At 62.1% G+C, this 13,417-nt stretch carries 11 protein-coding genes; 2 read left to right on the top strand and 9 right to left on the bottom strand.

Features of this window, described 5'->3' with window-relative positions; all coding sequences use genetic code 11:
- Positions 1–170 precede the first annotated feature (170 nt).
- From ACQ4MS_RS07310 to ACQ4MS_RS07330, 5 genes are all read right to left on the bottom strand, one after another.
- Positions 171–2,039 carry a potassium transporter Kup gene (locus tag ACQ4MS_RS07310; protein ID WP_431098729.1) on the bottom strand — a complete coding sequence of 623 codons (1,869 nt, stop codon included), beginning with the start codon at positions 2,037–2,039 and terminating at the stop codon, positions 171–173.
- Positions 2,040–2,473: 434 nt separating this feature from the next.
- On the bottom strand, positions 2,474–3,769 hold the full coding sequence (gene gshA / locus ACQ4MS_RS07315; RefSeq protein ID WP_431098730.1) for a glutamate--cysteine ligase: 1,296 nt from the start codon (positions 3,767–3,769) through the stop codon (positions 2,474–2,476).
- A gap of 152 nt (positions 3,770–3,921) precedes the next feature.
- Positions 3,922–5,175, bottom strand: a complete 1,254-nt coding sequence (locus tag ACQ4MS_RS07320) for a glutamate-5-semialdehyde dehydrogenase (RefSeq protein ID WP_431099552.1) — start codon at positions 5,173–5,175, stop codon at positions 3,922–3,924.
- Positions 5,176–5,287: 112 nt separating this feature from the next.
- On the bottom strand, positions 5,288–6,382 hold the full coding sequence (holA, locus tag ACQ4MS_RS07325; protein WP_431098732.1) for a DNA polymerase III subunit delta: 1,095 nt from the start codon (positions 6,380–6,382) through the stop codon (positions 5,288–5,290).
- 33 nt (positions 6,383–6,415) lie between these two features.
- Positions 6,416–6,838, bottom strand: a complete 423-nt coding sequence (locus ACQ4MS_RS07330; RefSeq protein WP_431098733.1) for an Lrp/AsnC family transcriptional regulator — start codon at positions 6,836–6,838, stop codon at positions 6,416–6,418.
- A 138-nt stretch (positions 6,839–6,976) separates the two neighbouring features.
- Between ACQ4MS_RS07330 and ACQ4MS_RS07335 the strand changes: the two genes are divergently transcribed.
- Positions 6,977–8,065, top strand: a complete 1,089-nt coding sequence (locus ACQ4MS_RS07335) for an ornithine cyclodeaminase (protein ID WP_431098735.1) — start codon at positions 6,977–6,979, stop codon at positions 8,063–8,065.
- Positions 8,065–8,979 carry an arginase gene (rocF, locus tag ACQ4MS_RS07340; RefSeq protein ID WP_431098736.1) on the top strand — a complete coding sequence of 305 codons (915 nt, stop codon included), beginning with the start codon at positions 8,065–8,067 and terminating at the stop codon, positions 8,977–8,979. The genes ACQ4MS_RS07335 and rocF overlap by 1 nt, the downstream gene beginning before the upstream one ends.
- 12 nt (positions 8,980–8,991) lie before the next feature.
- On the opposite strand, the gene lptE is transcribed toward rocF, so the two are convergent.
- The 4 genes from lptE to ACQ4MS_RS07360 form a co-directional block, all read right to left on the bottom strand.
- Positions 8,992–9,498, bottom strand: a complete 507-nt coding sequence (gene lptE / locus ACQ4MS_RS07345) for an LPS assembly lipoprotein LptE (RefSeq protein WP_431098738.1) — start codon at positions 9,496–9,498, stop codon at positions 8,992–8,994.
- A gap of 37 nt (positions 9,499–9,535) precedes the next feature.
- Positions 9,536–12,178 (bottom strand): leucine--tRNA ligase, encoded by a 2,643-nt coding sequence (leuS, locus tag ACQ4MS_RS07350; protein ID WP_431098739.1) that lies wholly within the window; start codon positions 12,176–12,178, stop codon positions 9,536–9,538.
- A 143-nt stretch (positions 12,179–12,321) separates the two neighbouring features.
- Complete coding sequence (locus ACQ4MS_RS07355; RefSeq protein ID WP_431098740.1) at positions 12,322–12,759, bottom strand: ExbD/TolR family protein; 438 nt, start codon at positions 12,757–12,759, stop codon at positions 12,322–12,324.
- Between the two features lie 4 nt (positions 12,760–12,763).
- Positions 12,764–13,405 (bottom strand): MotA/TolQ/ExbB proton channel family protein, encoded by a 642-nt coding sequence (locus tag ACQ4MS_RS07360; RefSeq protein ID WP_431098741.1) that lies wholly within the window; start codon positions 13,403–13,405, stop codon positions 12,764–12,766.
- Positions 13,406–13,417 lie beyond the last annotated feature (12 nt).

The raw sequence follows: 13,417 nt of genomic DNA on the forward strand, positions 1-13,417 counted from the left end.
GGTGTAATGGCAACGCGGGCACAATGAGGTTGCGCTTGACGGCCCCGGAGCAGCCGTAGCGTCGCCCTGGGGCACGCTTAAGCCAGATCAAAAGACCAAATGCTATCAATTCGATAGCTGTTTGTGCCCATTTTTATGGGCTCAGCGCATTAAAAGTCCAAGAAATCGTCTTAAATCTCGATCTTGCTGCCCAACTCCACCACAGAGTTGTTCGGCAAGTTCAGGAAGTCCGCCGCGCCGCTGGCGTTGTGGTGCATCTGCGCAAAAAGCTTCTCCCGCCACGGTGCCATGCCGCTGCCGATGGTCGGGATGACGGTGTCGCGCGAGAGGAAGTAGCTGGTGGTCATGGACTCCAGCTCGCAACCCCGGCCCTTGATCTGCTGCAACGCCTTGGGCAGGTCCAGGTCATTCTTGAAGCCGTAGTGAACGCTGACCTGCCAGCAGTCATGGCCCAGCGATTCAATCTCCAGGCGTTTGTTCATGCCAATCCAGGGCACTTCGTGGTTGCGCACAGTCACGAACAGGTTCTGCTCGTGCAGCACCTTGTTGTGCTTGAGGTTGTGCAGCAGCGCGTTGGGCACGCTGCCGGGCTCGGCGGTCAGGAATACGGCCGTGCCTTCAACGCGGGCCGGCGGGCTGACGAACACGGCGTCCAGGAAACTGGGCAGGTCTATCGCGTCGGCGCGCAGCTTTTCGTTGAGGAGGTGCCGGCCTTCCTTCCAGGTGATCATCAGCGTGAAGACCGCGCCGCCGATCACGAGCGGGAACCAGCCGCCGGCGAACAGCTTCATGAGGTTGGAGGCGAAGAAGGCGAAGTCGACGAGAAAGAAAACACCGGTGGCCGCGATGCACAGGCCCAGCGGGTATTTCCAGCCGTAGCGGATCACGTAGAAGGTCAGGATGGTGGTGATCAGCATGTCGGTGCAGACCGCAATGCCGTAGGCCGCCGCCAGGTTGCTCGACGAGCGGAACATCACTACCGCCAGCACGATGGTGATGAAGAGGCCCCAGTTGACGAAGGGCATGTAGATCTGGCCGGTATCGCGCACGCTGGTGTGCTGGACGTTCAGGCGCGGCAAGTAGCCCATCTGGATGGCCTGCTTGGTCACGCTGAAAGCGCCGGTGATCAGCGCCTGCGAGGCGATCACCGTGGCCATGGTGGCCAGGCCCACCAGCGGCAGCAGTGCCCATTCGGGCGCCATCAGGTAGAAGGGGTTTTTCACGGCGGAGGGGTTGCTGATGAGCAGCGCCCCCTGGCCAAAGTAATTGAGCACCAGCGAGGGCATGACCACCGAGAACCAGGCCAGGCGGATCGGCTTCTTGCCGAAGTGGCCGAGGTCGGCGTACAGCGCCTCGGCACCGGTCACGCACAGCACCACGGCGCCCAGGATGATGAAGGTGGTGCCGGGGTTGGCCCACATGAACATGACGGCGTAATGCGGGCTCAGCGCCACCAGGATGCCGGGGTTGGTCGCGATCTGCGCAATGCCCAGCAGCGCCAGCACGGCAAACCAGATCAGTGTGATGGGCCCGAAGAACTTGCCGATGCCGGCCGTGCCGTGCTTTTGCACCGCGAAGAGGGCAAACAAAATGATCAGCGTGATCGGGATCACCCCCTGCTTGAAGGCCGGCGAGACGACTTCCAGGCCTTCCACCGCTGACAACACCGAGATGGCCGGCGTGATGACGCCGTCGCCGTAAAACAGGGAGGTGCCGAAGATGCCGACGATCAGCAGCGTCTTGCGAAGCTGGGGCTTGTCCTTCACCGCGGTAGAGGCCAGCGCCAGCATGGCGATCAGGCCGCCCTCGCCGTTGTTGTCGGCACGCAGCACCAGCGCCACATACTTGATCGAAACGATGACGGTCAGCGTCCAGAAGAAGATGGACAGGATGCCGTAGACGTTGTCGGGGGTGAAGGGGACGTGCCCGGAACCGAAAACTTCCTTGACGGCATACAGGACGCTGGTTCCGATGTCGCCATAGACGACGCCGATGGCGCTCAGGGTGAGCGCCGCAAGTGATGATTTTTTACTGGACACAAAAACTTCCCGTCTTTTTGCGTTTGGCCTGCTCCAGGCGGGGGACAAAACGGCGGGAATGGTTACCTTTGGGAACGCTATTTTGCTCCCGGAGCCCCCGCTTGCAAGTCGGCGAACACCCCTAAATCCAACTAATCCCGATTTTGTTGCACCGCAACAACTTGTAACAAAACTGGCTGACTGATGCTGATCGAACGAATGCGGACGCGCGAGTTCTGGCGCTATCCTTTTAATAGCTGGTAGTGCACGGATTGCTTGGGCTAGAGGCGTAAAGACTCATATACTTCGGCCCGTCTTCGCCACAGAGGGTGCCCGACTTACAGAGCGGCCGCGGGCCGGCCGGCTTTCCCGAATGCCTTGCGGCGTCCCTACCAAGGGGGGAAAGGAACTAAACGAAGCGCAGCGTAGTGAGGAAGATAGGGGTGCGCCAAGGTCTAGTCATACACCTCGGCGTCTGGATCGGTAGCTTCGAGTTCATAGCTCGCCGCCAGCATCGCCAGGCGGGCAATCACGCCATACATATAGAAGCGGTTGGGATTGCTGGAGCCGGGCTTTTCACCGGGCTGCGGCAGGCGGCCGCTGTCGGCAAAGGCCAGCGGCACAAAACTCGCGCCGGGCGCGTTGAGGTTTTCGTCCACGCCGCGCTCGGCATGCACGCGGTAAAAGCCGCCCACCACATAGCGGTCCATCATGTAGACCACGGGTTCGGCCACCGCGTCATTCACGCGCTCGTTGGTCAGAACGCCTTCCTGGATGATCACTTCAGACAGCGGCTGGCCGTCTTTGGTCGTGCTCATCTTGTTCTTGGTCTTGCGGTTCAGGACGTCCAGGTCTTTCACGTCGCGTACCGTCATGATGCCCATGCCGTAGGTGCCGTTGTCGGCCTTGACGACAACAAACGGCTTTTCGTTGATCCCGTATTCCTTGTACTTGCGCTTGATCTTGGTCAGCAGCGCGTCGACGTTAGTGGTCAGGCACTCCATGCCGGTGTTCTCGGCAAAGTTGACTTCACCGCATTGCGCAAACATCGGGTTGATCAGCCAGGGGTCTATGCCCAGCAGCTTGCCGAAGCGTTTGGAAATTTCTTCATAAGCCTTGAAGTGGTGCGACTTGCGGCGCACCGACCAGCCCGCGTGCAGCGGCGGCAGCAGGTACTGCTCGTTGATGTCTTCCAGGATGCCCGGAATGCCGGCCGACAGGTCGTTGTTCAGCAGGATGGTGCAGGGATCGAAATCTTTCAGGCCCAGGCGCCGGTCGTTGCGGATCAACGGCTCGATGGTGATGGTCTCGCCGGTCGGCAGGTTCAATGTGGTGGGTTCCTTGATATCGGCGCTCAGCGAGCCGAAGCGCACGTTGAGGCCGGCCTGGTGAAAGATGCGCTTGAGCTGCAGCACGTTGGACAGGTAAAAGCTGTTGCGCGTGTGGTTCTCGGGCACGACCAGCAGGTTGCGCGCTTCGGGGCAGATCTTTTCGATCGCGGCCATGGCGGCCTGCACCGCCAGCGGCAGCATTTCGGGTGTGAGATTGTTCCAGCCGCCGGGATAAAGGTTGGTGTCGACCGGGGCCAGCTTGAAGCCGGCGTTGCGGATGTCGACCGAGCTGTAAAACGGCGGCGTGTGCTCCATCCACTCCAGCCTGAACCAGCGCTCAATCGCTGGCGTGGAGTCCAGGACGCGTTGTTCGAGTTCGTTGATGGGGCCGTTCAGGGCGGTGATGAGGTGCGGAACCATTCGGCCACTTTCGAGTAGGGAATCTGTTATTTGCTTCGGCTATATCTGACCGAATTCTAGGGAGATTGGGGTCGGATCTGAGGGTTACAAGGGGTAACGCCGACGCAAGGCGTCCAAAAATCCGTGGGCCGGCGTCGCGGCCCGGCATGACTTCAGGAGCGGACTTCGCCCTGGCCCAGCACCACGTATTTCAGCGACGTCAGCCCCTCAATGCCTACCGGCCCGCGCGCATGGAACTTGTCGGTGCTGATGCCGATTTCGGCGCCCAGCCCGAATTCGAATCCGTCGGCGAAGCGGGTGCTCGCATTCACGATCACGCTGGCCGAATCCACCTCGCGCAAAAAGCGCTGGGCATGGATGTGGTCGCGCGTCAGGATGGCGTCGGTATGGTGGCTGGAGTACTGGTTGATGTGGGCGATCGCTTCATCAATACCTGCCACCACTTTGATGCTGATGATGGGTGCGAGGTATTCCTCGTACCAGTCCTGCTCAGTCGCGGCCTTCAAATTCGCGCCTTTGACGTTCGCCAGGATGGCCTGGGCTTCGGCATCGCAGCGCATTTCCACGCCTTTGGCGGCGTAAATCGCACCGATCTTCGGCAGAAACTGCGGCGCCACACCGCGCGCCACCAGCAAACCTTCGCTGGCATTGCAGGGGCTGTATTTCTGCGTTTTGGCGTTGTCGGCTACTTTGACCGCCATGTCGATATCGCAAGGGTCGTCGACGTAAACGTGGCAGTTGCCGTCCAGGTGCTTGATGACTGGCACCTTGGCGTCGCGGCTGATGCGCTCGATCAAACCCTTGCCGCCGCGGGGGATGATCACGTCCACATACTGCGGCATGGCGATCAGGTGGCCAACCGCCTCACGATCGGTGGTGGGCACCAGTTGCACGACATCAGCCGGCAGACCAGCATCGACCAGGGCCTGCTGCACCAGCGCGGCCAGCGCCTTGTTCGATTCAATCGCTTCAGAGCCGCCGCGCAAGATGCATGCATTGCCGCTCTTGATGGCCAGCGACGCGGCCTCAATCGTCACATTGGGCCGGCTCTCGTAAATCATGCCGAAGACGCCGATCGGCACACGCATCTGCCCTACGCGGATGCCGCTGGGCTGCTCTTTCATACCGATGATGTCGCCGATCACATCGGGCATCACGGCGAGCTGTTCGCAGCCAATCGCCACGGTTTCGATGATTTTGGGTGTGAGGTTGAGCCGGTCCAGCATGGGGCCGGCCAGGCCTGAAGCAGTGGCGCGCTCGGTATCACGCTGGTTGGCGGTTTCCAGCGCCGCCACGTTCTGGCGCAGCAAGGCGGCCAGATTCAGAAGCGCTCTGTTTTTGATAGCTGCTTGCGCCCGAGCTACCTGGGCTGAGGCCGCTTTTGCCTTGGATCCCAGCGCTTGCATTAACCCCGGAACATCGCTGGCGATGTCGCTGGAGGAAGAAAGGGCTTTGTGGGAGTCAGGCGCGTTCATCGCACCATTTTAGGCTTCGGACGCGCGCCTGGTGCGCTGGGGGCTATGCTTGCCTCGTGCGCCCCGTTCCTTGCATGGCGCATTGCTCACACACCATCCCCGCCAGCCGGTGCAGCGCCTGCCAGCCATCGGCCGGCCAGTCGGGCTGCTTCAGGCCTTTGACGATGCCGTCGACCTTGTGGGCGGCGTGCAGCAGGTTGGCCAGGGTGGTGTCGCCGATTTGCGGCAGCACGCGTTCAAACAACTTTTCCTTGATGCCCCAGACGCGGTTCTCGCGCAGGGCCATCGGCATGGGGCGCCCGGCGCTAATCGCATCTTTCACGCGCTTCATGCTGCGGATGTCTTCGGCCAGCGCCCAGTGCACCAGCACTTCGGATTCGCCTTCGGACTGCAGGCCGTCGAGCATGCGCGCCACGCGGACCGACTGACCGCCCAGCACGGCTTCAGAGAGTTTGAAGACGTCGTAGCGCGCCACATTGAGCACGGCGTTTTCGACTTGGTCAAACGTAAGGATGCCGTCGCTGCCGCCGGACTGGGCCGGGTACAGCAGCCCCAGCTTCTGGATTTCCTGATGCGCGGCCAGCAGGTTGCCTTCCACCCGGTCGGCAAAAAACTGCAGCGTGCGCTGGCCTTCTTCACCGGCGGCCACGCGCTGGCCCTGCTGCTGCAGGCGCTGGGCGATCCACTGTGGCAGGCTGCGCCGGTCTATCGGGTCGAACTTGACGGTGACGCCGAAGCTCTCAAGCGCACCGAACCACGCACCTTTGGCTGTCATGCTGTCCAGCCGCGGCAGCATGACCAGGGTGAGGGTGGAGTCGTCGCCCTGTGCGCGTTCGGCGATCTGCTGCAGCGCGACCGAGCCGTCTTTTCCGGGCTTGCCGCTGGGGATGCGGATCTCGACGATCTGTTTGTCGGCGAAAAGGCTCAGCGAACCGCCGCTGGCCAGCACCTCGCTCCAGTCGAAATGCGCACCTGCCACGGTGTGCACCGTGCGCTCGGTGTAGCCCTGCTCACGCGCCGCTGCGCGCAGCGCGTCCGCAAACTCCTGCACCAGCAGGGGCTCGTCGCCGTGCAAGGTGTACAGGCTTTTCAAGCCGCGCTTGAGGTGTTCCTGGAGTTGGGCTGGGGCCAGATTCATGACGGGAGTTTAGTGGGTGGCATGAGTTTGAGGTCAGAGTTTCGTGGTCGACAGCAGCAAACTGGTCTCAGTATTGGCAATGCCTTCGAGCAGCCGGATGCGGCTCAGCACGCGGTCAAAGGCTTCCAGGCTGTCTGCCTGTAACTCTGCGACCATGTCCCAGCGGCCGTTGGTGGTGTGCAGCGCGCTAACGGCCGGGTCGCCGCGCAAGGCGGCCAGCACCGCGTCGGTGCGGTTGCCCTCGACCGCCACCGTCATGAAGGCGCGGATGCGGTGGCCCTCGGCCTGTGGTTTGAGCCGCACGGTGTAGCCGGTGATGGTGCCGTCAGCCTCCAGCTTGGCCAGCCGGTTTTGTACCGTACCGCGAGAGACGCGCAAAACCTTGGCGATGGAAGCGACGGAAGCCCGGGCGTCGTCCCGCAGCAGGGAAAGCAATTGGCGGTCGGTGTCGTCCATGGACTGATTTTATTGGCGAAACGTGAGTTTAGACTGTCTATTTGTACAAACAATGAATGAAATTGGTCAACTTACTGTCTTTTCTTTAGCACTGCGGCTGCGGACAATGGAAATCAACGCAAGACCGGGAGCCCCATCATGGTTGACTACATTGGCATTGAAAGCATTCAGAAAATCGTCCGCCAGCGCGGCGCCGCCGCCTTTATCGAAGGCCTGGCTGGCGAAATTGAGCACGACTACCGGCGCTGGAACGACTTTGACAAATCGGCACGCCACGCGATCCATTCGCCCGACGGCGTGATTGAACTCATGCCCACCAGTGACGGCCACCAGTACTCTTTCAAGTACGTCAATGGCCACCCCAAAAACACCGAGCTGGGTTTGCTGACGGTGACGGCTTTCGGCGTGCTGGCCGATGTGGACACCGGCTACCCACTGCTGCTCTCAGAACTCACCATCACCACCGCTTTGCGCACCGCGGCCATGTCGGCCCTTGCTGCAAAGTGGATGGCCCGGCCGGACAGCCGCGTCATGGCCCTTATCGGCAACGGCGCGCAAAGTGAGTTCCAGGCGATTGCCTTTCACCACATGCTGGGCATCCGCGAGATGCGCCTGTTTGACATCGATGCCGCCGCCAGCGATAAACTGGCCCGTAACCTGCATGCCATGGGGCTGCAGGGCCTTCGCGTAGCGATTTGCCAGTCAGCGGCTGAGGCCGTGCAAGGAGCCGACATCGTGACCACCATCACCGCCGACAAGCGCAACGCCGTCATCCTGACGCCAGAGATGATCCAGCCCGGCATGCACCTGAACGCCGTCGGCGGCGACTGCCCCGGCAAGACCGAACTGCATGCCGACATCCTGCTGCGCAAGGACGCCCGTGTCGTGGTGGAATTCGAGCCCCAGTCGCGCATTGAAGGCGAAATCCAGCAAATGCCCGACGACTTCAAGGTGGCCGAATTCGCTGACGTGCTCAAAGGCACGGCCCAAGGTCGCGCCTCGGCGGAGGAAGTCACGATTTTTGATTCGGTCGGTTTTGCACTGGAAGACTATTCGGCGCTGCGCTACCTGCACAAGCTGCAACTGGCAGACCTTGCCAACCGCCGCCAGATCGACCTGGTCCCGCACCTGGACAACCCCAAAAACCTGTTCGGCCTGCTGGCGCCAGCGGCAGCCCCCGCCGCCAAAGCACCACGTATTTCCCCCATCCCTGAAATGGCACGTTGATGATCACTTCTGTAGCCCTGATTGGCGCCCCCACCGACATCGGCGCGGGCAGCCGCGGCGCTTCGATGGGCCCTGAAGCCTTGCGCGTGGCGGGCATCCGCGAAGCGCTGCATGGCCGCGGGCTCGAAGTGGTCGACACCGGCAACCTCGCCGGCCCCACCAATCCCTGGCTGCCGCCCGACGAAGGCTACCGGCATCTGGACGAAGTGGTCGCGTGGAACAGGTCGGTGCACGAAGCGATGTACCAGAGCCTAGCCAGCGGCCACCTGCCTATCCTGCTGGGCGGCGACCACTGCCTGGGTATCGGCTCGATCAGCGCCGTGGCGCGGCACTGCCGTGACACCGGCAAGATGCTGCGTGTGCTCTGGCTGGACGCGCATACCGACTTCAACACCAACGCCCTCACGCCCACCGGCAATGTGCACGGCATGCCGGTGGCGGTGCTGTGCGGCCACGGCCCGGCCGAGCTCACCAACATCGGCGGCACCGTGCCCGCCATGAGCCCCAAGGCGATCCGCCAAATCGGCATCCGCAGCGTAGACGAAGGCGAAAAGCGCTTTGTGCGGCAAGAGGGCCTGGAGGTGTTCGACATGCGCTTCATCGACGAGATGGGCATGCGCCACACCATGGAAAAAGCACTCTCTGGCATGGACGCCAACACGCACCTGCATGTGAGCTTTGACGTGGACTTCCTGGACCCGTCCATCGCGCCCGGCGTGGACACTGCCATCAAGGGCGGGCCCACCTACCGCGAGGCGCAGCTGTGCATGGAGATGATCGCCGACACCGGCCTGCTGGGCTCGCTCGATGTGATGGAACTCAACCCGGCGCTGGACGTGCGCAATGGCACGGCTGAAGTGGCGGTGGATTTGATTGAGAGCCTGTTCGGCAAGAGCACGCTGATGCGGGCCTGACGGACTGGAGCTTCACAGCTCCGTCACTGCGGCCAGGCGGCGCATGATCTGCTGGACAATATCGCTCTGCATGTCCCGGTAAAGCAGGGCTTCTTCCGCTTCCTTGGCCAGCACGGCGGATTCATTGAAGCTGATGTCACGCTGCTGCGTGATTTCAGTTTCAGGAATAAGCTCCTTGCCCGCCAGGGTGCGAAGCTTGAAGCGAAAGATCAGGCGCAGCTGGAACTCACGCACCTGCCCTGAAGCATTGCGGCTCAGGACTACTTTTTCGCGCAAGTCGTTCACCACATCAAGGATGACCTGCGCCTCATTGATCCTGCGGGCCTCTGTGATGACCTCCACCTTCCGGGTGGCCTGCAGCGAGCGCCTGAGCTCCACCCCCAGCGGCGAAGTTTCAGCCAGGCCCGAATAGAGCGTGGTGAAAGCAAAGGTAGGCGCCTTGCGCAGGGCGAAGCCGCACCCGCTCAGGCTCAGTGCGACGGCGGAGGCCGACAAGATGAGGAGTGTGCGACGCTGCATGGGCTGCCTTCTCTTTGTGTGAAGCGGTCTCAAAAACTCAGACAACGATGTTGACCAACCGGCCTGGCACCACGATCACCTTCTTGGGGGGTGCGCCCGCGGCCTGCTTCGTGAAAGCCTCCGACGCCAACGCCGCGGCCTCGATGGCAGCTTTGTCGGCCCCAGCGGGAACGGTGACAGACCCGCGCAGTTTGCCGTTGATCTGCAGCACCAGCTCGATCTCGTCCTGCTGCAGCGCGGCCGCGTCGACTTCAGGCCAGGGAGCGTCGAGCAGTTCGCCGTGCTGCGCGGCGTAGCCAAGTTGGGACCACAGCGCATGCGCCAGATGCGGCGTAGCCGGGTAGAGGCAGCGCAGCAGGATGCTGAAGCCTTCGCGCAGCGCCGCATTTGCACCGGCCGATGGCGCGCCTTTAAAGTCCTCCATGGCGTTCAGCAATTTCATGTTGCCCGACACCACCGTGTTGTATTGCATGCGCTGGTAGTCGTAGTCGATCTGCTTGAGCACCGTGTGGATTTCCAGGCGCAGTGCCTTGGCTTCCTTGTCAAAAGAGGCTGCAGCCGAGGTGTCGCCTTGGTCATCAGCTCCTGAATTCATAGCATGAAGCTTGACACCGAAGTTCCAGACGCGGCGCAAAAAGCGGTAAGAGCCTTCCAGCGCGGCGTCGTTCCACTCGAGGGTGGTGTCGGGCGGCGCGGTGAACATGGTGTAGAGCCGGGCGGTGTCCGCGCCGTACTTCTCGATCAGGTCCTGCGGGTCGACGCCGTTGTTCTTGGACTTGGACATGGTGGTCCAGCCTTCGTAAGGCACCGGCAGGCCGTCAGCCTTGGAGGTGGCAGAGATCACCTTAGCGTGCTCGTCGCGCACGATGTCGAGCTCATGCGCCCAGAAATATTGCTTGCCGGTGGTGACGCGCGAGAAAGCCTCGTTGAGCACCATGCCCTGCGTGAGCAGCTTCGTAAAAGGCTCGTCGACTTTCACCAGGCCGAGGTCACGCATGACCTTGGTCCAGAAGCGCGCATAGAGCAAATGCAGGATGGCGTGCTCGATGCCGCCGATGTACTGGTCCATCGGCATCCAGTAGTTGGCGCCTTCGGCCACCATCTTCTCGTCGTTCTTCGGGTCGCAATAGCGCATGAAGTACCAGGACGAATCGACAAAGGTGTCCATGGTGTCGGTTTCGCGGCGGCCTGGCTTGCCGCAGACGGGGCAGACCACGCCGGCGTGAAAGCCCGCGTGTTTGTGCAGCGGGTTGCCCGAGCCGTCAGGCACGCAATCTTGCGGCAGCACCACAGGCAGGTCTTTTTCAGGCACCGGCACGGCGCCGTGCGCTTCGCAGTGGATGATGGGGATCGGCGTGCCCCAATAGCGCTGGCGGCTCACGCCCCAGTCGCGCAGGCGCCAGGTGGTTTTTTTCTCACCCAGGCCCTTGGCTGCGAGATCGGCGGCCACGGCGTCTACTGCAGCCTTGAAGCCCAGGCCGTCGTATTTGCCGGAATTGATGGTCACGCCCTGCTGCTTGTCGCCGTACCAGTCGGCCCAGGCATCCAGGCTGTAGGACTGGCCCTTGACGTCAACCACCTGCTTGATCGGCAGCTTGTATTTTTGGGCGAACTCGAAGTCGCGTTCGTCATGCGCGGGAACGCCCATCACGGCGCCGTCGCCATAGCTCATGAGCACGTAGTTGCCGACCCAGACTTCGACCTTGTCGCCGGTGAGCGGGTGCGTGACGAAGAGGCCTGTGGCCACGCCTTTTTTCTCTTGCGTGGCGAGCTCGGCTTCGGTCGTGCCGCCGGCTTTGGATTCTTCGATGAAGGCAGCGATCTTTGGATTGGACGCGGCGGCATGCTGGGCCAGCGGGTGCTCGGGCGCCACGGCGCAGAAGGTCACACCCATGATGGTGTCGGCGCGTGTGGTGAAGACATACATCTTCCCGTCGCCGATGAGCTTGCCGGAAGCATCCTGGATGTCGTGCGTGAAGGCAAAGCGCACGCCTTCGCTCTTGCCGATCCAGTTTTCCTGCATCAGCTTGACGCGTTCGGGCCAGCCGGGCAGCTTGTTGCTGACGCTGTCGAGCAGCTCGTCGGCGTACTGGGTGATCTTGAGGTAGTAGCCCGGGATCTCGCGCTTTTCCACCACGGCGCCGGTGCGCCAGCCTTTTCCGTCAATCACCTGTTCGTTGGCCAGCACGGTCTGGTCGACCGGGTCCCAGTTCACGACCTGGGTCTTGCGGTAGGCGATGCCTTTTTCCAGCATCTTCAAAAAGAGCCACTGGTTCCACTTGTAATAGCTCGCGTCGCAGGTGGCGACTTCGCGGCTCCAGTCGATGGCCAGTCCCATCGCCTGCATCTGTTTCTTCATGTAGGCGATGTTGTCGTAGGTCCACTTCGCCGGCGGCACGCCGTTTTTCATGGCGGCGTTCTCGGCCGGCAGGCCGAAGGCGTCCCAGCCCATGGGCATCAACACGTTGTAGCCCTTCATGCGCAGGTGGCGCGTGAGCATGTCGTTGATGGTGTAGTTGCGCACATGGCCCATGTGCAGCTTGCCACTTGGATAGGGCAGCATGGAGCAGGCGTAGTACTTCTTGCGGCTGGCGTCTTCCGTCACGCGGTAGGCGTCGGCTGCGGTCCAGTGGGCTTGAGCATCGCGCTCAACGTCGAGGTGGTTGTATTTGTCTTGCATGGAGAACCGGAAAGCGGAAAACGAAAAGTACGGAAATCGAAAGCGGCAAAAAGCCAGGAAGCGATGAAAAGGCTGGCCGGGCGGGCCTCACAGTCTTTTCGACGCGAATCCCCGATTTTAGGGGCTGGGCCGCGCCGGGCGGGTTACTTGCGCGGGGCGGCCACAAGCGGCCCGGGGTCAGCCACGAAACCGATGCGATTGAGGCCGGCCTTTTGCGCCAGGCCCATCACCTGCACCACCTTGCCGTACGCCACGCCTTCATCGGCCCGCAACTGGATCTCGGTGTCGGGGTTCTGGCGGGCGGTTTCGGCCAGCTGCTGCGCCAGTTCGTCGAGGCTGAGCGGCCGGTCGTTCAGGAAGGCCTCGCCGGTTTTGTCGACCACCAGCGTCACAAACTTCGGTGTGGCGGCCGGCTGGGCGGCATCGGTTTTGGGCAGGCTGAGCGGGATGGTGCTGGCCAGCAAGGGCGCGGTGATGATGAAGATCACGACCAGCACCAGCATCACGTCAACCAGCGGCGTGACGTTGATGTCACTCATGGGCTGCGGGCCTTGTGTGCGCTCTAAACGTCCAAAAGCCATCTGGCTAGCCCTTGTGCGTTAACAGCTCGCGTAAATCGCGGGCAAAGCCTTCAAGATCGGCCTCGATGCGGCCGATGTAGCGCCCGAACACGTTGTAGGCCAGCACAGCCGGGATGGCCACCGCCAGGCCTGCGGCCGTCATGATGAGCGCCTCGCCGACGGGGCCTGAGACCTTGTCGATGGTGATCTGCCCGGCCGAGGCGATGCCCACCAGCGCGTGGTAGATGCCCCAAACCGTGCCCAGCAAGCCCACAAAGGGGGCGGTAGAGCCGACGGTAGCCAGCAGCACCTGGCCGAATTGCAGTTTGTGCAACACGCCGTGCAGCGCGTCACGCAGGACGCGGGTGAGTTGCTGGGATTTGTCGCCTGCCGAGGCCAGCGTGCCGCTGGCCTGGATGTCTGTGGCGGCGATGAGCGGGAGCACCAGCGCTTCGCGGTCAAAGGCTGTCACTTTCTCGCGTGCCTGCTCCACAGAGCTTGATTGCCAGAATGCGGCGGTGCTGCGCGCCACGTCACCGCCGGCGCGGTGAAGCAGCCAGGCCTTCCAGAGAATTACGACCCAGCTGGCGACCGACATGGCCAGCAGCAGCAAGGCCACGATCATGCTGACGGCGCCGCCCTGGGTCATCAGGCTCATGAAGTCCATCAGCGTCAGTCC

Origin of the sequence: Polaromonas aquatica (genome assembly GCF_050626995.1) — a bacterium.
In the GTDB taxonomy this organism is placed as follows: Bacteria; Pseudomonadota; Gammaproteobacteria; order Burkholderiales; family Burkholderiaceae_C; genus Polaromonas; species Polaromonas aquatica_A.